Genomic DNA, 18,342 nt, shown 5'->3' with positions numbered 1-18,342 from the left:
CGAGTTCCCTTTTCCGGGCCGGCTCGGCATCATGCGGAACCGGCCCGGCAGGAGCCGGAAGGCTTCGGCCCCGCCGCCCTTCATCCCCGTATTCCTGCCTTCCCATCCTTTTCCGGTTCAATCCATGCTTCCGCTCGTCGCCCTGGTGGGCCGTCCCAATGTCGGTAAATCGACGCTGTTCAATGCGCTGACCCGCAGCCGCGACGCCCTGGTCCACGACCAGCCGGGCGTGACCCGCGACCGCCACTACGGCGTCTGCCGACCCGATGCGGAGCAGTCCTTCGTGGTGGTCGATACCGGCGGCATCGCCGGTGAGGAAGAAGGCCTGGCCGGAGCGACCGCGCGGCAGGCGCGCGCGGCGGCCGAGGAGGCGGATCTGGTGCTTTTCATCGTCGATGGCCGCGAGGGGCCGTCGGCGCTGGACGATGACATCCTGCGCTGGTTGCGCAAGGCGGCACGGCCGACCCTGCTGGTAATCAACAAGATCGACGGTGTGGACGAACCGGGTGCGCGCGCCGAGTTCGCCCGCTACGGCTTCGATGACGTGATGACGATCTCCGCCGCGCACCGGCAGGGCATCGATGATCTGCTCGAACAGGTGTTGGAGCGATTGCCGGAAGAGGGCGAAGCCGAAACCCTCGACAACGATCCCAACCGGATGCGGGTGGCGTTCGTTGGCCGTCCCAACGTGGGCAAGTCGACCCTGGTCAACCGCCTGCTGGGCGAGGAGCGGATGATCGCTTCCGAGGTTCCGGGGACCACCCGCGATTCGATCGCGGTGGACCTGGAGCGCGACGGGCGCCAGTACCGGCTGGTGGACACCGCCGGCCTGCGCCGCAAGTCGCGCGTCGACGAGGCGGTCGAGAAGTTCAGCGTGGTCAAGACCCTGCAGGCCATCGAGCAGTGCCAGGTCGCGGTGCTGTTGCTGGACGCCAGCGAAGGCGTCACCGATCAGGATGCCAGCGTGCTGGGCGCCATCCTCGACGCCGGCCGCGCGCTGGTCGTGGCGATCAACAAGTGGGACGGGCTGACCACCTACCAGCGCGAGCAGGCCGAAGCCCTGCTGTCGCGCAAGCTGAATTTCGTCGAATGGGCCGAGGCGGTGCGCATTTCCGCCAAGCATGGTTCCGGCCTGCGCGAACTGTTCCGCGCCATCCATCGCGCGCATGCCTCGGCCACCCGCGAATTCGCCACCAGCGAGATCAACAAGGCGCTGGAGGTGGCATACGAGTCCAATCCGCCGCCGAGCATCCGCGGCCATGTCTCCAAGCTGCGCTACGTGCATCCGGGCGGCAGCAATCCGCCGACCTTCGTCGTCCACGGCACCCGCCTGAAGGTGTTGCCGGATTCGTACAAGCGCTATCTGGAGAACTTCTTCCGCAAACGCTTCAAGCTGGTCGGCACGCCGGTGCGGTTCGTGTTCAAGGAAGGCACCAACCCTTACGAGGGCAAGAAGAACGAGCTGACCGATCGCCAGATCGCGCGCAAGCGCCGGTTGATCCGGCACGTCAAGCGCGGCAAGTAGGCCATTCCCGGCATGCCTGCGGACATTCCCGGCCGGCTCGCGTTCGATGAAGCGCTGGTGATCGTCCGCACGGTGGCCATGGCGCGTGCGCTCGGGGCCGAACGCGTCCCGGTCCGCCGCGCCGAAGGCCGGATCCTGGCGGAACCCATCACCGCGCCCATCGCGCTGCCGCCATTCGACAACAGCCGGATGGACGGATTCGCGCTGCGTCATGCCGATCTTGCCGGCGCCGGACAGCCGCCGCGTCTGCGCATCGCCGGCGAACAATACGCCGGTGCCGGCCTGGGTGATGCGGCGATCGCCGCGGGCACCTGCGTCCGCATCACCACTGGCGCGGCGCTGCCGGCCGGCGCGGACACGGTCGTCATCAAGGAAGATGTCCGTGAGGACGGCGGGTGGATTGAACTGGCGGATGTGCCGGTCGTGGGAGCGGACATCCGGCGCGCGGGCGAGGATGTCGCGGCCGGCGAACCGATCCTGGCCGCGGGACAGGTGCTGAGCCCGGTCCGGGCCAGCCTGCTGGCGGCCCTGGGCATCGCGGATGTCGCGGTGAGGCGACGGCCGACGGTGGCGGTGTTCACCACCGGCGATGAACTGGTCGAACCGGGGATGCCGCTGCCGCCGGGGCGCATCTACAACAGCAATCGCGAACTGCTGATGGGATTGCTCCGTCAGCAAGGACTCGAACCGACCGCGTGGCCGACCCTGCCGGACGACCCCGAACGGGTCCGCAGCCAGTTGGAAGACGCCGCGTCGGCATTCGATGTCGTGCTGACCTGCGGCGGGGTTTCCGCCGGCGAGAAGGATTTCCTGCCCGGTTTCCTCGCCGGCAGCGGGCGGATCCATTTCTGGAGGGTGCGGATGAAGCCGGGCATGCCGGTCCTGTTCGGCGAACGGGAACAGGCGGTATTCCTGTCGTTGCCGGGCAATCCGGTCTCGGTGCTGGCGACCTTCCTTGCGCTGGGCGTTCCGCTGCTGGACGGCCTGCAGGGTCGAAGCGAAGCCCGGCCACGCTGGCATGCGCGACTGGCCGCGCCCTGGCGGAAAAACCACGTTCGCCACGAGTTCCTGCGAGGCCGGCTGCAACCGGATGCGGATGGGGTGCTGCGCGTGGTTCCGAACGCCGCCGATGCCTCGCATCGACTGCGTGGCGCCGCCGACAGCAACGCGCTGATCGTGCTGCCGGAAGGCGAGCGCGAGTACGCCGTGGACGACGTGGTGGAAATCCTGCCGTACTGACCGGCGCGGACGCCGGAGTCGGCGAACTGCGCGATAATCCGCGCATGGACATCCGTGAAATCACCCCGGCACAGGTGCGCGAACATCTGTCCCACGGCGCCGTCTTCATCGACGTGCGCGAGGAACACGAGCGGGTGGGCGGCCAGGCCGAAGGCGCCATCGGCGTGGCCAAGGGCGACCTGCTGGCCGACCGGTCCCGCCATCTTCCCGATCCGCAACGCGAGGTCGTGCTGATCTGCCAGCGCGGCGGCCGCTCGATGGATGCGGCCAGGTCGTTGCAGGCGGCCGGCTATGCGCGATTGCTGTCGGTTGCCGGCGGAACCAGTCGCTGGATCGCCGATGGGTTGCCGGTGGTCAAGCCGCAACTCGACGCGGAAGCCGCCGATTTCTACGACCGCTACTCGCGCCACCTGCTGTTGCCGGAAGTCGGGGTGGAAGGGCAGCGTCGCCTGCGCGAGGCGCGGGTACTGATGATCGGGGCCGGGGGCCTGGGCTCGCCGGCCGGTTATTACCTGGCTGCGGCCGGCATCGGCCACCTGCGCATCGCCGACGATGACGTCGTCGATCGCAGCAACCTGCAGCGGCAGATTCTCCATACCGAGGCGCGCATCGGCCAGGCCAAGGTCGATTCCGCGCAGGCCACGCTCAATGCGCTCAATCCCGGCACCCGGATTGAAGCGGTGCAGGAACGGGTCACTTCGGCCAACGTCGAGCGCCTGCTGGAAGGCGTGGACGTGGTGCTGGACGGCGCCGACAACTTCCCGGTGCGCTATCTGCTCAACGACGCCTGCGTGAAGCTGGGCAAGCCGCTCGTCTACGGCGCGGTGCAACGTTTCGAGGGGCAGGTGAGCGTGTTCGATGCGGGCCGCCATCGCGGACAGGCACCGTGCTACCGCTGCCTGTTCCCGGAACCGCCACCGCCGGAATTCGCCCCCAACTGCGCCGAGGCCGGCGTGCTCGGCGTCCTGCCGGGGGTCATCGGACTGCTCCAGGCCACCGAGGTGATCAAGCTGCTGCTGGGCGCGGGCGAACCGCTGAGCGGGCGGCTGCTGCATTTCGATGCGCTCGGCATGCGGTTCCGCGAGACCCGTCTGCGCGCCGATCCGCATTGCCCGGTCTGTGCACCCGGCGTGGCGTTCCCCGGCTACATCGACTACGCCAGGTTCTGCGGGGTGGGGTGACCGCGCACCACCCAGATAGCGCGGTGGCGCCGCGGGTTCAACGGGTGTAACCGGAAGAGGAGGGCGGCTGGGCATGCGGCGAAATCTGCGACTCCAGCCAGTCGACGAACAGCCGCAGCAGCCGTGACTGGCGCCGGCGCGGGGGATACAGCACCGCGATCGGCAGGCTGGGCGGCTGGAAGCCGGGGATGAGGATTTCCCGCAGTTCGCCGCGCGCAATCAGGTGCGCCACGTCGTAGCGCGGTACCTGGATGACGCCCAGCCCGGCCAGGCAGCAGGCGATGTAAGCCTCCGCGTTGCTCACCGCGACGCGTCCATGCATGGCCAGTTCGTGCGTGCGACCGTGCCGGTCGTCGAGGTACTCCCAGAGCTCCGGCTTGCCCGCGGCGACGCGGCCGAAATGGACCGCGGGCAACAGGGCCAGTCCTGGCAGATCGGTGGGCATGCCGTGTTCGGCCAGCAACGCGGGGCTGGCGCAGGTGGTCTGCGGCAACCGGCCCAGTGGGCGGCTGGCCAGATCCTGCTCACCTGATTCGCCCACCCGCAGCACGCAGTCGATGCCTTCCTCCAGCAGATCGCTGAACTTGTCAGTGCTGCCCAGTTCCAGGCGGACATCCGGGTAGCGGCGCAGGAAGTCGGGCAGCGCCGGCGCAATCAGGCGGCGGGCGATGCGCGCCGGCACCTCCACCCGCAGCAGCCCTTCGGGCGGCTGTTCGGCGCGGAACAGGCCATCGACCTCGGTGGCCTCCGAGAGCAGGCGGCCGGCGCGTTCGTACAGCAGTTCGCCCTCGCCGGTCAGGCGGACCCGGCGGGTGGTGCGCTGGAACAGGCCCACGCCCAGCCGCTCCTCCAGTTTCTGGATGGCGGCGGACACCGAAGAGGTCGCCAGGCCCAGGCCGTCAGCGGCGCGGGTGAAGCTGCCGGTCTCGGCCACGCGCTGGAAGATCGCCAGGGATTGGAGCAGGTCCATGATCGATTGTTCGGTCGCGCCGAAAAGACTTTGAGATTCCGCTCTGTTTATCAGAGAAATCCGAGAATTCAAACTGCCGGCTCCCCCTCACTCCTGGAGCACGTCATGAGCCATTCCCTGCAAGGCAAGGTCGCCGTGATCGCCGGCGGCGGCAAGAACCTGGGCGCCCTGATTGCCCGCCAGTTCGCGGAAGCGGGCGCCGCGGGCATCGTCATCCACTACAACAGCGATGCTTCCCGCGCCGACGCCGAGCGCACGGTCAACGAGCTGAAAGCCGGCGGCACCGACGCCATCCTGTTCCAGGGCGATCTGTCGGTGGTCGGCAACAATGTCGAACTGTTCGAGCGCGCCGTGCAGCACTTCGGTCGCGCGGACATCGCGGTCAATACCGCTGGCGTGGTCATCAAGAAGCCGATCCTGGAGGTCACGGAAGACGACTACGACCGCAGTTTCGCCGCCAACTCGAAAGCGGCCTTCTTCTTCATCCAGCAGGCCGGCAAGTCGCTGTCTGACGGCGGCAAGATCGTCACCATCGTCAGTTCGTTGCTGGCCGCCTATACCCCGTTCTATGCGGTCTATCCGGGCAGCAAGGCGCCGGTGGAACACTACACCCGCGCCGCCTCCAAGGAATTCGGCGCACGCGGCATCTCGGTGAACGCGATCGGCCCGGGACCGATGGACACGCCGTTCTTCTACGGCCAGGAAACCGCCGAGTCCACCGCCTATCACAGCACCGCGGCGGCGCTCAGCGCCTACTCGAAGAAGGGCCTAACCGATATCGGGGACATCGCTCCGATCGTGCGCTTCCTGGTCACCGACGGCTGGTGGATCACCGGCCAGACGATCTTCGCCAACGGCGGCTACACCACGCGTTGACGCGCCGACAAGGTCCGCCGCCCCGGCCGTGGCGCGGCGGTGGACCTTGGGTTATGTTCGCGCCGTGGGGGCCTGGCGGACGCCACGGCCGGTCACGGCAATCTCCACTTCGAAGGGGAACGGGATGCGTACGCTGATCCTGATCGTGCTGGGACTGGTGCTGGCCACGTTGGCCATGCATTTCGCGCCGGCCGCCAAGCGGGGGCTGTGGGCCGGCGGTTTCGCGCTGGCCTGGCTGGGCGTGGTGGGCTGGAACCTGCGCACCGGTCTGTCGCATGGCTACTCGCTGGACGAGGAACTGCCCATCCAGTTGCTCATCTATGCCGTGCCCGTCGCCGCGGCACTGGCGTGGTGGCTGCGCACGCGTCCCCACTGAACCCATCGAGGCCGCGCCGCATGGAAACGAACGGGTCATGGCTGCGCACGCGTGGCCAGCGGGACAGCGGCAAGGTCTCGATGACCGAACTGTTCTTCGATCTGGTGTTCGTGTTCGCGGTGACCCAGCTGTCGCATACCCTGCTCGAGCATCTGGACCTGGGCGGGTTCCTGCGGACATCGGTGCTGTTCCTGGCGGTCTGGTGGCTGTGGATCTTCACTTCGTGGTGCACCAACTGGCTGAATCCGGATACGACCGCGGTGCGGTTGTTGCTGTTCGCGCTGATGCTGGGCGGGCTGGTGCTGTCCTCGTCGATTCCGCAGGCATTCGGCGCGGCGGGGCTGGCATTCGGACTGCTGTTCGCGATCATGCAGGTGGGACGCTCGCTGTTCATGGTGCACGCCTTTCGCGGACATCGGGAGCAGCGCGACAACTTCCTGCGAATGAGCCTGTGGCTATTGCTGTCTGGCGCGTTCTGGCTTGCCGGCGGCATGCTGGAAGGCGAGCAGCGGCTGATCTGCTGGATCATCGCCCTGGGCATCGAGTACTTGGCGCCCGCGCTGTATTTCCAGGTGCCGGGCCTGGGGCGGTCGCGGACCAGCGACTGGGACGTGGACGGTGCGCACCTGGCCGAACGCTGCATGCTGTTCGTGATCATCGCGTTGGGCGAGTCGTTGCTGGTCACCGGCGCCACCTTCTCGCAACTGGCGTGGACGCCGCCGACGATGGCGGCCTTCCTGGCCGCGTTCCTCGGCAGCGTGGCCATGTGGTGGATCTATTTCGACTCGGGCGCCGAACACGGCAGCCATCGCATCGCCGGTTCCGACGATCCGGGCCGGATCGCGCGGATCGCCTATACCTACCTGCATCTGCTGATCGTCGCCGGCATCATCGTGTGCGCGGTGGCCGACGAACTGGTGCTGATGCATCCGGATCACGCCACCCCGGCGGGCGTCGTCGCCATCCTCGGCGGACCTGCGCTGTACCTGGCCGGCAACGCGCTGTTCAAGTGGCTGACCTGGGACCGGCGCTTCCCGCCGCTGTCGCACCTGGCCGGACTCGTCCTGCTGGCGTTGATGGCCGGTTGGGCGGTGTGGGCGCATCCCTCCGCGCTGGTGCTGGGCATCGGCACCACGGCGGTGATGGTGATCGTGGCGGTGTGGGAGACGCGTGCGTTGCGCCGGGGCAGGGCGGCCACGCCTATCGCGGGATCCTGATCCGGCGGAGTGCGGCTAGACTGGCGCACATGTCCGTCGAATCCACCACCAGCGACCTGGTCAAGGTCGTCGCCCTGCTGGGCGCGGCCGTTGTCGCCGTGCCGATCTTCCGTCGCCTCGGCTTGGGCTCCGTGCTCGGCTACCTCGCCGCCGGCCTGCTGATCGGTCCGTTCGGGCTGGGCTGGTTCTCCGATGCCCAGGCCATCCTGCACGTGGCCGAACTGGGCGTGGTGATGTTCCTGTTCGTGATCGGCCTGGAGATGCGGCCCTCGCATTTGTGGAGCCTGCGCGGCGAGATCTTTGGACTCGGCACGCTGCAGATCCTGGCCTGCGGGCTCGCCCTGACCGGCGTGGGACTGGCCTTCGGCTATTCGCTGCCGGTCTCCTTCATCGGTGCCATGGGTTTCGTGCTGACCTCCACCGCGGTGGTCATGCAGTTGCTGGGCGAGCGTGGCGACATCGCATTGCCGCGTGGACAGCGCATCGTGTCGATCCTGTTGTTCGAGGATCTGCTGATCGTGCCGCTGCTGGCGGTGGTCGCGCTGATGTCGCCGGACGTCGCCGCCCGTGGCGGTGAATCCCGCTGGGTCGGCATCGGCATCGCCGCCGCGTCGGTGGCCGGACTGGTCGCGGCCGGCATCTGGCTGCTCAATCCGCTGTTCCGGATCCTGGCGGCGGCGCGCGCGCGCGAGGTGATGACCGCCGCCGCGCTGCTGGTGGTGCTGGGCGCGGCGCTGCTGATGCAACTGGGCGGCCTGTCGATGGCGATGGGCGCGTTCCTGGCCGGCGTGCTGCTGTCCGAATCCACCTTCCGCCACCAGATCGAGGCGGACATCGAGCCCTTCCGCGGCATCCTGCTGGGCCTGTTCTTCCTCGGCGTGGGCATGGCCCTGGACCTGGGCGTGGTCTGGGGCCATTGGCCGCTGATCCTGAGCGCGGTGCTGGCGATGATGCTGGTCAAGGCCATCGCCATCTACGCGGTCGCGCGGCTGACCCGGACCTGCCATGCCGAGGCGCTGGATCGCGCGGTGGTCATGGCGCAGGGCGGCGAGTTCGCCTTCGTGCTGTTCGGCGCCGCCGCCGCGGCGCACGTCATCGATGCGGAGATCGCCGCCAACCTGACCGCGATCGTGGTCCTGTCGATGGCGCTGACACCGTTGTTCGCCACCTTGTTCCGCCGTTTCGCGCCCAAGACCCAGGCCAACCTGGAAGGCGTGGACAAGGCCGAGGGCCTGAGCGGCAGCGTGCTGATCATCGGCTTTGGCCGCTTCGGCCAGGTGATGAGCCAGTCGCTGCTGGCGCGCGACGTGGACGTGACCATCATCGACAACGACATCGAGATGATCCGCAGTGCCGAGGAATTCGGCTTCAAGATCTACTACGGCGATGGCACCCGCCTGGATGTGCTGCATGCCTCCGGAGCCGACAGCGCCCGCGCCATCGCGGTCTGCATCGACAAGCGCGAGTCGGCCAGCCGGATCGTGGAACTGGCCCGGCAGGAATTTCCGCAGGCCAAGCTGCTGGTCCGCTCCTTCGATCGCGAGCATTCGCTGGCGCTCGTCGCCGCCGGCGTGGACTACCAGATCCGCGAGACCTTCGAGTCCGCCGTGAACTTCGGCGAAGCGGCCCTGATCCAGTTGGGCGTGCCGGAGGACGAAGCCGCCGAGATCGCCGCGGAAGTCCGTCGGCTGGACGCCGAGCGGTTCGAACTGGAAATCGCCGCGGGCGATGTGCGCGCCGGCATCCCGCTGATGCGCGGCAACCAGCCGTTCAAGCCGAGCCCCACGCCGTTCACGCCGCCCCGGCGCGAGGCGCGGGCGCTCAACGACGAGGCCGCGCAGGTCATCGGCGAAGAGGAAGAGGAGTAGTTTCCCGGCGCATGGGGGCCTGCGAGCCTTCACGCAGGAAATCGGCAATGCCCGACCAGTAGCGCGGCGATGCGGACAGATCATCGTGTCCCGCATCGGCGAATGCGATCACGCGCGGCGGGGTCGCTGCCGCCGCGATCAGTCGGTCCGTGTGCGCGGGCGGCACCACGGCATCGTGATCGGCGCGCAGCAGCAGCCATTCGCCCCGATGCGCGGGCAGGTGATGGACCGACTCATAGCGATCACGCAGCAGCCAGCGCACCGGCAACCAGGGGTAGTGCGTGCCGGCGACCGCGGCGAGGCTGTCGAAGGGCGTGACCAGCACCAGCCGATCGACCGGCCGCCGCGCCGCGACCTGTACCGCGATGCCGCTGCCGAGGCTGCGCCCGATCACCGCGATGCGGCCGTTCGGATGACGTTTGCGGACTTCGTCATGGAGGGCCAGCGCGTCGGCCACCAGCGTGGCTTCGTCCGGAGTACCGGCATTGGGACCATAGCCGCGATAAGGCAGCAGGTAGACGCTCCAGTCCGGCAGCGCACGGTCGAAATCGGCAGCGTTGTCCTGCACGCGCTCGGCATTGCCGCCGAAGTAGATCAGCGCGTCGGCCTGGCCGGGATGCAGGTGCCATCCGTGCAGGGTCAGATCGCCGCGCCGCAGTTCGAAATCGGTGCCGGCGACCGGCGTGCGCGTGGTCTGCGGGTAGTAGATGAAATGGCGCTGCTGCGCGTACATGCCGGCGCACAGTGCCAACCAGAGCAGCGGGGGCAGGGCGGCGAGGGCCAGCCACGGCCACATGCGGCGCCTCCGCGCGTCAGCCATGCCGCGTCCTGGCGGCCTCGAACGCCGCCAGCTGCTCCGGCGTGGCCTCCGGCTGGTGGCGCGCTTTCCATTCGGCGAACGGCATGCCGTAGACGCGCTCGCGCGCCTGTTCCTTGTCCATCGGCTGCCCCTGCTCGGCGGCCGCCTCGCGGTACCAGTCGGCCAGGCAGTTGCGGCAGAAGCCGGCCAGGATCATCAGATCGATGTTCTGCACGTCCGGGCGCTGCTCGTTCAGGTGCTGGAGCAGGCGGCGGAAGGCGGCGGCTTCGATGGCGGTGGTGTCGTTCATGCGGGTTCCTGTGGTGGCGTCTCCGCGGGGCGGCCGCGTCGCCGCTCACACAGGAATGCCGGAATCGGGGAGAATATGCGGACTCTACACCGCTCCGATCCCCTCCGATCCCGATGACTGCCCGAATCCTGGACGGCCGCCGCGTTGCCGAAAACCTGCTCGACGAACTGAAGGCGAGGGTGGACGCGCGCCTGGCCGCGGGCGGCGACCGGCCGGGGCTGGCGGTGGTGCTGGTGGGCGGCGATCCCGCGTCCACCGTGTACGTGCGCAACAAGCGCCGGGCGGCGGAAAAGGTCGGCATCCACGCCTACGACTACGATTTGCCCGCAGGCACCAGCGAGGCGCAACTGCTGGCGCTGATCGACCAGTTGAACGCGGATCCGAAGATCCACGGCATCCTGGTGCAATTGCCGCTCCCGGGCATCCCCGACGCCAGCCGGCTGATCGAGCGCATCGACCCACGCAAGGACGTGGACGGTTTCCATCCGGCCAACGTCGGCCACCTGGCCCTGCGCCAGTTCGGCCTGCGCCCGTGCACGCCGCGTGGCATCACCACCCTGCTGGCCTACACCGACCGGCCGGTGCGTGGCCAGAACGCCACCATCGTGGGCGTCAGCAACCACGTCGGCCGGCCGATGGCGCTGGAACTGCTGATCGCCGGCTGCACGGTGACCAGCTGCCACAAGTTCACCCCGCCGGACGTGCTGGAAGCGCGGGTCCGCGACGCCGATATCCTGGTAGTGGCGGTGGGCCGGCCGGGACTGATTCCGGGGCAGTGGGTCAAGCCGGGCGCGGTGGTCATCGATGTGGGCATCAACCGGCTCGACGACGGGCGCCTGGTGGGCGACGTGGGCTTCGACGACGCCGCCGCGCGGGCCAGCTGGATCACGCCCGTACCGGGCGGGGTGGGGCCGATGACCGTGGCCACGCTGATGCAGAACACCCTGGAAGCCGCGGAAGCCGCGCTGGCGGCACGCTGAATCCCGCTGGCCGCTGACAATCAGGGCCGCAACGGGCTACAATATCGCGCTTCCCCACACTCCGGGTCCGCCGATGCTGCGCATCCAGGCTGAAGCACTGACTTACGACGACGTCTCGCTCGTCCCCGCCCACTCCATCGTCCTGCCGAAAGACGTCAGCCTGGGGACGCGCCTCACGCGCGAACTCCGCCTGAACCTGCCGATCGTCTCGGCGGCCATGGATACCGTCACCGAAGCCCGCCTGGCCATCGCGATGGCGCAGATGGGCGGCATCGGCATCGTCCACAAGAACCTGACCGTCGAACAGCAGGCCGCGGAAGTGGCCAAGGTCAAGAAGTTCGAGGCCGGCGTCATCAAGGAACCGTTCACCGTCGGTCCCGAGACGACGATCGCCGAAGTCCTCAAGCTGACCCGCGCGCGCAACATTTCCGGCGTGCCGGTGGTCGACGGCGGCCAGCTGGTCGGCATCGTCACCAGCCGCGACATGCGCTTCGAGACCAAGCTCGACGATCCGGTCCGCCACATCATGACCAAGAAGGACCGGCTGATCACGGTCCGCGAAGGCGCCAGCGACGCCGAAGTGCTGCAACTGCTGCACAAGCACCGCATCGAGAAGGTGCTGGTGGTCAACGACGGCTTCGAACTGCGTGGCCTGATCACCGTCAAGGACATCCAGAAGAAGACCGACAATCCCAACGCCGCCAAGGACAGCGCCAGCCGCCTGGTCGTCGGCGCCGCAGTGGGCGTCGGCGGCGATACCGATCAGCGCGTGGAAGCCCTGGTGGCGGCCGGCGTTGACGTCGTCATCGTCGATACCGCGCACGGCCATTCACAGGGCGTGCTGGATCGCGTGGCCTGGGTCAAGAAGCGCTTCCCGTCGCTGCAGGTCATCGGCGGCAACATCGTCACCGGCGACGCCGCGCTGGCGCTGATGGACGCCGGCGCCGACGCGGTCAAGGTCGGCGTGGGCCCGGGTTCGATCTGCACCACCCGCATGGTCGCCGGCGTGGGCGTGCCGCAGATCACCGCGGTCGACATGGTCGCCGAGGCGCTGCAGGACCGCATCCCGCTGATCGCCGACGGCGGTATCCGCTATTCCGGCGACATCGGCAAGGCGATCGCCGCCGGTGCGTCCACGGTGATGATCGGCGGCCTGTTCGCCGGCACCGAGGAAGCCCCGGGCGAAGTCGAGCTGTTCCAGGGCCGCAGCTACAAGAGCTACCGTGGCATGGGCAGCCTGGGCGCGATGGAGAAGGGGTCCAAGGATCGCTATTTCCAGGATGCGAGCGACGCCGACAAGCTGGTGCCCGAAGGCATCGAAGGCCGCGTGCCATACCGCGGTTCGGTTGGCGGCATCATCCATCAGCTGGTGGGCGGCCTGCGCGCCACCATGGGCTACGTGGGTTGCGCGACCATCGAGGAGATGCGCAGCAAGCCGAAGTTCGTGGTGATCACCGGCGCCGGCCAGCGCGAGAGCCACGTCCACGACGTGCAGATCACGAAGGAACCGCCGAACTATCGGATGGGGTGAACCCATCCGATGGGATGAGGTGATTCGGGATTCGAGATTCGATAAAAGAACCAGTACCAGTGCGAGGAAGTATGTCCGGCGTTTCCGAGTCCCCAATCTCCAATCCCCAATCCCGGCTTCACGACGACAAAATCCTCATCCTCGATTTCGGCGCGCAGTACACGCAGCTGATTGCCCGGCGCATCCGCGAGATCGGTGTCTACTGCGAAATCTGGGCCTGGGATCATGATCCCGAGGAAATCGCGAAATTCGGCGCCAAGGGCATCATTCTTTCCGGTGGCCCCGAATCCACCACGCTGCCGGGTGCGCCGAAGGCGCCGCAGCAGGTGTTCGACGCCGGCCTGCCGATTCTCGGCATCTGCTACGGCATGCAGACCCTGGCCGCGCAACTGGGCGGCGCCACCGAAGCGGCCGACGCCCGCGAGTTCGGCCACGCCGAAGTCGAGCTCGTGGCGCATGACGCGCTGCTGGGCGGGCTGACCGACCATGATGGCGATCCGCGCATCGACGTGTGGATGAGCCATGGCGACCACGTTGCCAAGGCGCCACCGGGCTGGACGATTACCGCTGTCACCGACCGCATTCCGGTTGCCGCGATGGCGCTGGAGGAAAAGCGCTGGTACGGCGTGCAGTTCCATCCGGAAGTCACGCACACCAAGCAGGGCCAGACCCTGCTGCGCCGCTTCGTCGCCGAAATCTGCGGCTGCAAGACCCTGTGGACCGCCGCCAACATCATCGACGACCAGATTGCCCGCGTGCGCGAGCAGGTCGGCTCCGACGAGGTCATCCTCGGCCTTTCCGGCGGTGTGGATTCCTCGGTGGTGGCCGCGCTGCTGCACAAGGCCATCGGCGAACAGCTGACCTGCGTGTTCGTGGACACCGGCCTGCTGCGCTGGCAGGAAGGCGATCAGGTGATGGCAATGTTCGCCGAGCACATGGGCGTGAAGATCGTGCGGGTCAATGCCGCCGAGCGCTATTTCAAGGCGCTGGAAGGCGTCAGCGATCCGGAAGCCAAGCGCAAGATCATCGGCAACCTGTTCGTCGAAATCTTCGAGGAAGAATCGAACAAGCTGAAGAACGCCAAGTGGCTGGCGCAGGGCACCATCTATCCGGACGTGATCGAGTCGGCCGGCAGCAAGACCGGCAAGGCCCACGTCATCAAGAGCCACCACAACGTCGGCGGCCTGCCCGAGCACATGAAGCTGGGCCTGGTCGAACCGTTGCGCGAACTGTTCAAGGACGAAGTGCGCCGGCTGGGTGTGGAGCTGGGCCTGCCGCGCACGATGGTGTACCGCCATCCGTTCCCGGGTCCCGGCCTGGGCGTGCGAATCCTGGGCGAGGTCAAGGCCGAGTACGCCGACCTGCTGGCGCGCGCCGATGCCATCTTCATAGAGGAGCTGCGCAAGGCCGACTGGTACGACAAGGTCAGCCAGGCGTTCGCGGTGTTCCTGCCGGTCAAGTCGGTCGGCGTGGTCGGCGACGCCCGCGCCTACGAGTGGGTGATCGCGCTGCGCGCGGTCGAGACCATCGATTTCATGACCGCCCATTGGGCGCACCTGCCGTATGACCTGCTGGGCACCGTTTCCAATAGGATTATCAATGAGTTGCGTGGTGTTTCTCGTGTCGTTTATGACATCAGCGGAAAGCCGCCCGCCACTATCGAGTGGGAGTAGTCCGCGGCACGGCTTCCACCTTATGGAACAATGATTTATCGATGGTTCCTGAGTAGCTTTCGAGGTGCGTCGATAGCCGCTCCGCTGGTTCGTCGTCCAGATGAGCCGCCAATGGGGCGGACTCCAACAGGAGACAGACATGCGCGTACTGGTTTTCGTGAAAGCCATCGAGGGCGGCGACAAGATCGGCGACCCCACGCCCGAGGCGCTTGAAGCCTTCGCGGCGATGGACCGGTTCACCGAGGAACTCGTCCAGGCCGGCATCTTCGTGGCCGCCGCAGGCCTCAAGAACAACGGCGAGGCCAAGCGCCTCAGTTACGACGGCGCCCACCTGACGGTCACCGACGGACCGTTTGCCGAGACCAAGGAACTGATCGCCGGCTTCTCGATCTGGGAGGTCAAGGACATCGACGAGGCCATGGCCTGGGCGAGGCGCGCGCCGATGTCGGGCCCGAGCGAAATCGAAATCCGGCCGTTCTACGAGGCGGCGGATCTGGCCGATTTCGTGAGCCCCGAGGAATTGGCGACGCCTCGCGAGGGGGAGCGCGGGAAGCTCGGCGTCGCCTGAAACCACCGGCGCTGTTTCAGCGCGGCATCGCAAGGTTTGCGCGATGCCGCTGGTGGCTGGCGATGGCGACGGCGATCAGGCCACCGACGACCGAGACGTGTTCCAGGGCGAAGAACAGCGACAACTGCGCCTGGCCGCCGCTCTGGCTCCAGAAGGTGTGCACGATCAGGATGGTCAGGATCAGGAACACGGACAGGACCGCCGCGCCGAGCCACACGAGCCGATCCAGCAGGATCAGCGTCGCGCCACCGAGCAGTACGCCGATGGTGGCCAGGTTGAAGAACGGCGCCGGTTCCAGGCCGGCGCCGCGCATCTCCTGCATGCCGGCGTCGAAATCAATCAGTTTGGCCAGGCCGGAGGAGACGAACACCACCGCCAAGGCCAGGCGGGCGATGAACCACAGGATCGGACTTTCGAGCAGGGCGGCGACGGTCTTCGGCATCTCGGTTTCTTTTCGCGAGGGAGGAAAGCGCGCGGCCGGCGCAAGGCCGGGTACCGGAAACAAAATTCCGGCGGCCGCATTTCAGGCGAGTGTCGGCCCTCAAGTGGACTTGAGGTCAAGCGCGTGCGCATGTTTCGCGAGCGGGTGGGAACCCGCGCTCCGTCGATGACCAGGACGTATCCGGAGGAAGCGTGCCGGCAAGCGCCGCCGCGCAATCCAGCTCAGGACGCCTGCAGGCGGTCGTACATCCGCACCAGATCCACCAGCGTCTTCGCCTGCATCTTGCGCATCAACTGTGCGCGCCGGACTTTCACGGTGATCTCGCTGACCCCCAGATCCGCGGCGATCTGCTTGTTGAGCCGGCCCCGCACGACGCCCTGGATCACCGCCTGCTCGCCCGCGTTGAGCGAGGTCCAACGCTGGCGCAGTTCGTCGATGGCACCTTCCTCCGCGCGGCGTGCGCGATCCTGCTCGATGCCGCGCTGGATCGCATCCAGCAGATCCTGATCCCGGAACGGCTTGGTCAGGAATTCGAGCGCGCCGTTCTTCATCGCTTCCACACCCATGGCGATGTCGCCGTGGCCGGTGATGAAGATGACCGGCAGGGCGATGCCCAGTTCACCCATCTGCCGATGGAAATCCATGCCGCTCTGTCCGGGCATGCGCACATCGAGGATCAGGCAGCCGGGCGCGTCCTCGCGGGGAGCGGCGAGGAAGTCGCTCACCGACCCGAACACACGCACCCGCAGGCCGACCGAGGCCAGCAGATCCTCCAGCGCCGCGCGCACCGAGCGATCGTCATCGATCACATGGACGATCGGCTCCGGAGCAGGGACGACGGGAGGGCGGACTCGATTCATGGCACTGTCCTCATGCGGACGTCCCCGGTGCGGGAGGAAGCTCGAACACCAGTTCGGCACCGCCTTGCGCGCGGTTCGCCGCACGGATGCTGCCTCCGCTGGCCTGGATGATGCCGCGGCTGATGCTCAGCCCCAGGCCGAGACCGTCGGCCTTGGTGGTCCAGAAAGCCTCGAAAGGCAGGTCATCCATCGCCGCGGGCAGGCCGCTGCCGGTGTCGGCCACGCTCACGCGCACCCGTCCGTCGGGCGCGCGTGCGCTGCCCACGCGCAGCGAGCGCCGGCCCGGCGGAGTGGCCGACATCGCCTCCACCGCGTTCAGGACCAGATTGGCGAGCACCTGCTGGATCTGCACGCGATCGGCGAACACCGGCGGCAGTTCCTCGGACAGTTCCAGCGTGACGGGGACGCCGTGGCGCTCCAGTTCCGCGCGCGCCAGCGACAGGACTTCCTCGATGGCCGGATTGATGGCGAAGGCCTGCGGTTGTTGCGCTTGCCCGCGGGTCATGCCGCGGACGCGGACGATGACGTCGCTGGCACGCCGCGCATCATCCAGGATGCGCTCCACCGCCTGCCGCGCCTTGTCCAGGTTCGGCGGCGACTGCGCCAGCCAGCGCTGGCAGGCGTTGCCGCTGGTGACGATTGCGGCCAGCGGCTGGTTGACCTCGTGGGCGATGGAGGTGGTCAGTTCGCCCAAAGTGGAGGCGCGTGCCACCCGCAGCAGCCGGGCCTGCGCGTCCTGGGCGTCGGCGCGCGCGGCTTCCATCTTCAGCGCCAGGTAGGTGGTGACCATGATCGTGACGATGCCGATGCCGGAGTTGATCAGGCCCACCCGGTAATTGCCGAAACCGGACAGGGCGAAGCTCAGCAGGGTCAGCAGGATGCAGGCGCAGGCCAGGATCGTCAGCTGGCGCGCCGACAGCCGTCGCGCGGCCGCCAGGATCACCACCGTATAGAAACCCGCCGCCGCGACCGCATAGTCGGTGGAGGTATCGGCGACGAAGATGGCGGCCATGACCGCCAGCGCGACGGCGACGCCCAGGCCCAGGCGGGAAGAGTTGACGCGCATGATCCCGGTGTCCGTGTCCCCGTGGCGATGCTCAGGCCGGCGCAGGATAGCATCGGCGCCTTTGCCGGGACGGGCGCATCGCTTCGCCCGGTCATTCCTCGGCGCTGGCGTTCCAGAACGCCTGCGTCACGCCCGGCAGGCGCGAGATGGCCGTCATCACCGCGTCCAATTCATCGGCATCGACGGCCGTCGCATACAGGACCGCTTCGAGCTCGATTTCCTCGCTGCCGAAGGGCTGCTGCTCGATTGAACGGATCGGATAGTGCGCGGCCTCCAGCAGGTCGGTGGTCCGCTGCAGCACGCCGATCTGGGCGGCGCGCCGGCAGACCACGCGCACGACGTAGGTCGCCTCGCTGAACTCCTCCTGCACCGGCTGGCGATTGATGCGATTGACGACCGGGCGCAGGACGGTGTTCGCGGTGAGCACGAACAGCGCCGCCATCGCCGCCTCCGGCAACAGTTTGGCGCCGGCGCAGGCGCCGACCGCGGCCGAGCCCCACAGCGTCGCCGCCGTGTTCAGGCCGGAGACCTGCGCGCCTTCCTTCATGATCGCGCCGGCACCGAGGAAGCCGATGCCGGAGATGACGTAGGCCACCACCTGCAAGGGTGTGGGTGTGCCCCCGTGCAGGGCGTGGAAACGCACCGCCAGATCGACGAACACGGCCGCGCCCACCGCGACCAGGGTATTGGTGCGCAGGCCCGCCGTGCGCTGGCGGACCTGCCGTTCGAAGCCGATCAGCGAGCCGAGCAGGAAGGCCGTGCCCAGGCTGATCAGCGAACTCAGGGTCGCTCCCGCGTCGAACGGGGGCAGATGGGGATCCAGGTTCATGTCGTACTCGCTCGCGGACGGCGTGGCCGCCC

18 protein-coding genes are annotated in these 18,342 nt (G+C 67.8%); 11 read left to right on the top strand and 7 right to left on the bottom strand.

Going from position 1 to position 18,342, the window contains the following annotated elements; genetic code table 11:
• Nucleotides 1-124: 124 nt before the first annotated feature.
• Genes der through moeB form a run of 3 tightly spaced genes read left to right on the top strand, consistent with a single transcriptional unit; the run spans nt 125 to nt 3,945 of the window.
• A complete protein-coding gene (der, locus tag FHW78_RS01280) occupies nt 125-1,525 on the top strand; it encodes a ribosome biogenesis GTPase Der (RefSeq protein ID WP_141452686.1) in 1,401 nt (466 codons plus the stop codon).
• 12 nt (nt 1,526-1,537) lie between these two features.
• Nucleotides 1,538-2,764, top strand: a complete 1,227-nt coding sequence (gene glp, locus FHW78_RS01275; RefSeq protein WP_183636720.1) for a gephyrin-like molybdotransferase Glp — start codon at nt 1,538-1,540, stop codon at nt 2,762-2,764.
• A 44-nt stretch (nt 2,765-2,808) separates the two neighbouring features.
• Nucleotides 2,809-3,945 carry a molybdopterin-synthase adenylyltransferase MoeB gene (gene moeB / locus FHW78_RS01270; RefSeq protein WP_183636717.1) on the top strand — a complete coding sequence of 379 codons (1,137 nt, stop codon included), beginning with the start codon at nt 2,809-2,811 and terminating at the stop codon, nt 3,943-3,945.
• Between the two features lie 37 nt (nt 3,946-3,982).
• Here moeB and FHW78_RS01265 read toward each other — a convergent pair whose 3' ends face one another.
• Complete coding sequence (locus FHW78_RS01265; protein WP_183636713.1) at nt 3,983-4,915, bottom strand: LysR family transcriptional regulator; 933 nt, start codon at nt 4,913-4,915, stop codon at nt 3,983-3,985.
• A 105-nt stretch (nt 4,916-5,020) separates the two neighbouring features.
• On the opposite strand from FHW78_RS01265, the gene FHW78_RS01260 reads away from it, so the two are divergent.
• The 4 genes from FHW78_RS01260 to FHW78_RS01245 all read left to right on the top strand — a co-directional run bounded on the left by FHW78_RS01260 (nt 5,021) and on the right by FHW78_RS01245 (nt 9,252).
• Nucleotides 5,021-5,791 carry an SDR family oxidoreductase gene (locus FHW78_RS01260; RefSeq protein ID WP_183636710.1) on the top strand — a complete coding sequence of 257 codons (771 nt, stop codon included), beginning with the start codon at nt 5,021-5,023 and terminating at the stop codon, nt 5,789-5,791.
• 124 nt (nt 5,792-5,915) lie between these two features.
• Nucleotides 5,916-6,167: a hypothetical protein gene (locus tag FHW78_RS01255; protein ID WP_183636707.1), complete on the top strand. Its 252-nt coding sequence runs from the start codon at nt 5,916-5,918 to the stop codon at nt 6,165-6,167.
• A gap of 20 nt (nt 6,168-6,187) precedes the next feature.
• A complete protein-coding gene (locus tag FHW78_RS01250) occupies nt 6,188-7,384 on the top strand; it encodes a low temperature requirement protein A (RefSeq protein WP_183636704.1) in 1,197 nt (398 codons plus the stop codon).
• Nucleotides 7,385-7,413: 29 nt separating this feature from the next.
• Nucleotides 7,414-9,252 carry a monovalent cation:proton antiporter-2 (CPA2) family protein gene (locus FHW78_RS01245; protein WP_183636701.1) on the top strand — a complete coding sequence of 613 codons (1,839 nt, stop codon included), beginning with the start codon at nt 7,414-7,416 and terminating at the stop codon, nt 9,250-9,252.
• On the opposite strand, the gene FHW78_RS01240 is transcribed toward FHW78_RS01245, so the two are convergent.
• Both FHW78_RS01240 and FHW78_RS01235 read right to left on the bottom strand, forming a co-directional pair.
• Nucleotides 9,227-10,048 carry an alpha/beta fold hydrolase gene (locus FHW78_RS01240; protein WP_183636698.1) on the bottom strand — a complete coding sequence of 274 codons (822 nt, stop codon included), beginning with the start codon at nt 10,046-10,048 and terminating at the stop codon, nt 9,227-9,229. The two genes, FHW78_RS01245 and FHW78_RS01240, sit on opposite strands and share 26 nt — an antisense overlap.
• Nucleotides 10,049-10,064: 16 nt before the next feature.
• Nucleotides 10,065-10,361, bottom strand: a complete 297-nt coding sequence (locus FHW78_RS01235; RefSeq protein ID WP_183636695.1) for a DUF1244 domain-containing protein — start codon at nt 10,359-10,361, stop codon at nt 10,065-10,067.
• A gap of 113 nt (nt 10,362-10,474) precedes the next feature.
• Between FHW78_RS01235 and folD the strand changes: the two genes are divergently transcribed.
• The 4 genes from folD (at nt 10,475) to FHW78_RS01215 (ending at nt 15,113) form a co-directional block, all read left to right on the top strand.
• Entirely contained in the window at nt 10,475-11,341 is an 867-nt protein-coding gene (gene folD, locus FHW78_RS01230; RefSeq protein WP_183636691.1) for a bifunctional methylenetetrahydrofolate dehydrogenase/methenyltetrahydrofolate cyclohydrolase FolD, read from the top strand.
• 73 nt (nt 11,342-11,414) lie between these two features.
• A complete protein-coding gene (gene guaB, locus FHW78_RS01225) occupies nt 11,415-12,872 on the top strand; it encodes an IMP dehydrogenase (protein WP_183636688.1) in 1,458 nt (485 codons plus the stop codon).
• A gap of 71 nt (nt 12,873-12,943) precedes the next feature.
• Entirely contained in the window at nt 12,944-14,545 is a 1,602-nt protein-coding gene (gene guaA, locus FHW78_RS01220) for a glutamine-hydrolyzing GMP synthase (RefSeq protein WP_183636685.1), read from the top strand.
• Between the two features lie 139 nt (nt 14,546-14,684).
• Entirely contained in the window at nt 14,685-15,113 is a 429-nt protein-coding gene (locus FHW78_RS01215) for a YciI family protein (protein WP_183636683.1), read from the top strand.
• A 16-nt stretch (nt 15,114-15,129) separates the two neighbouring features.
• Here the strand turns inward: FHW78_RS01215 and FHW78_RS01210 are convergent, their stop codons facing one another.
• From FHW78_RS01210 to FHW78_RS01195, 4 genes are all read right to left on the bottom strand, one after another.
• Nucleotides 15,130-15,555, bottom strand: a complete 426-nt coding sequence (locus tag FHW78_RS01210; RefSeq protein WP_183636680.1) for a DoxX family protein — start codon at nt 15,553-15,555, stop codon at nt 15,130-15,132.
• Nucleotides 15,556-15,776: 221 nt separating this feature from the next.
• Nucleotides 15,777-16,415, bottom strand: a complete 639-nt coding sequence (locus FHW78_RS01205; RefSeq protein WP_183636677.1) for a response regulator transcription factor — start codon at nt 16,413-16,415, stop codon at nt 15,777-15,779.
• A gap of 10 nt (nt 16,416-16,425) precedes the next feature.
• The gene (locus FHW78_RS01200) at nt 16,426-17,481 is read right to left on the bottom strand and encodes an ATP-binding protein (protein WP_183636674.1); all 1,056 of its coding nucleotides are present in this window, start codon (nt 17,479-17,481) and stop codon (nt 16,426-16,428) included.
• Between the two features lie 91 nt (nt 17,482-17,572).
• Nucleotides 17,573-18,310, bottom strand: a complete 738-nt coding sequence (locus FHW78_RS01195; RefSeq protein WP_183636671.1) for an MgtC/SapB family protein — start codon at nt 18,308-18,310, stop codon at nt 17,573-17,575.
• Between the last annotated feature and the right edge of the window lie 32 nt (nt 18,311-18,342).

Origin of the sequence: Pseudoxanthomonas sp. OG2 (assembly GCF_014192765.1) — a bacterium.
GTDB classification, from domain to species: Bacteria; Pseudomonadota; Gammaproteobacteria; order Xanthomonadales; family Xanthomonadaceae; genus Pseudoxanthomonas_A; species Pseudoxanthomonas_A beigongshangi.
Note: the sequence above shows the minus strand (reverse complement) of the source record. Positions and strands in the feature narration are given on the sequence as shown.

Bases quoted from the DNA above. Each gene is read 5' to 3' on its own strand.
- FHW78_RS01250 (WP_183636704.1), top strand. From the start codon at position 6,188: ATGGAAACGAACGGGTCATGGCTGCGCACGCGTGGCCAGCGGGACAGC.
- FHW78_RS01255 (WP_183636707.1), top strand. From the start codon at position 5,916: ATGCGTACGCTGATCCTGATCGTGCTGGGACTGGTGCTGGCCACGTTG.
- FHW78_RS01260 (WP_183636710.1), top strand. From the start codon at position 5,021: ATGAGCCATTCCCTGCAAGGCAAGGTCGCCGTGATCGCCGGCGGCGGC.
- FHW78_RS01265 (WP_183636713.1), bottom strand. From the start codon at position 4,915: ATGGACCTGCTCCAATCCCTGGCGATCTTCCAGCGCGTGGCCGAGACC.
- guaB (WP_183636688.1), top strand. From the start codon at position 11,415: ATGCTGCGCATCCAGGCTGAAGCACTGACTTACGACGACGTCTCGCTC.
- FHW78_RS01235 (WP_183636695.1), bottom strand. From the start codon at position 10,361: ATGAACGACACCACCGCCATCGAAGCCGCCGCCTTCCGCCGCCTGCTC.
- FHW78_RS01245 (WP_183636701.1), top strand. From the start codon at position 7,414: ATGTCCGTCGAATCCACCACCAGCGACCTGGTCAAGGTCGTCGCCCTG.
- FHW78_RS01215 (WP_183636683.1), top strand. From the start codon at position 14,685: ATGCGCGTACTGGTTTTCGTGAAAGCCATCGAGGGCGGCGACAAGATC.
- guaA (WP_183636685.1), top strand. From the start codon at position 12,944: ATGTCCGGCGTTTCCGAGTCCCCAATCTCCAATCCCCAATCCCGGCTT.
- FHW78_RS01195 (WP_183636671.1), bottom strand. From the start codon at position 18,310: ATGAACCTGGATCCCCATCTGCCCCCGTTCGACGCGGGAGCGACCCTG.
- FHW78_RS01240 (WP_183636698.1), bottom strand. From the start codon at position 10,048: ATGTGGCCGTGGCTGGCCCTCGCCGCCCTGCCCCCGCTGCTCTGGTTG.
- FHW78_RS01200 (WP_183636674.1), bottom strand. From the start codon at position 17,481: ATGCGCGTCAACTCTTCCCGCCTGGGCCTGGGCGTCGCCGTCGCGCTG.
- moeB (WP_183636717.1), top strand. From the start codon at position 2,809: ATGGACATCCGTGAAATCACCCCGGCACAGGTGCGCGAACATCTGTCC.
- der (WP_141452686.1), top strand. From the start codon at position 125: ATGCTTCCGCTCGTCGCCCTGGTGGGCCGTCCCAATGTCGGTAAATCG.
- folD (WP_183636691.1), top strand. From the start codon at position 10,475: ATGACTGCCCGAATCCTGGACGGCCGCCGCGTTGCCGAAAACCTGCTC.
- FHW78_RS01205 (WP_183636677.1), bottom strand. From the start codon at position 16,415: ATGAATCGAGTCCGCCCTCCCGTCGTCCCTGCTCCGGAGCCGATCGTC.
- FHW78_RS01210 (WP_183636680.1), bottom strand. From the start codon at position 15,555: ATGCCGAAGACCGTCGCCGCCCTGCTCGAAAGTCCGATCCTGTGGTTC.
- glp (WP_183636720.1), top strand. From the start codon at position 1,538: ATGCCTGCGGACATTCCCGGCCGGCTCGCGTTCGATGAAGCGCTGGTG.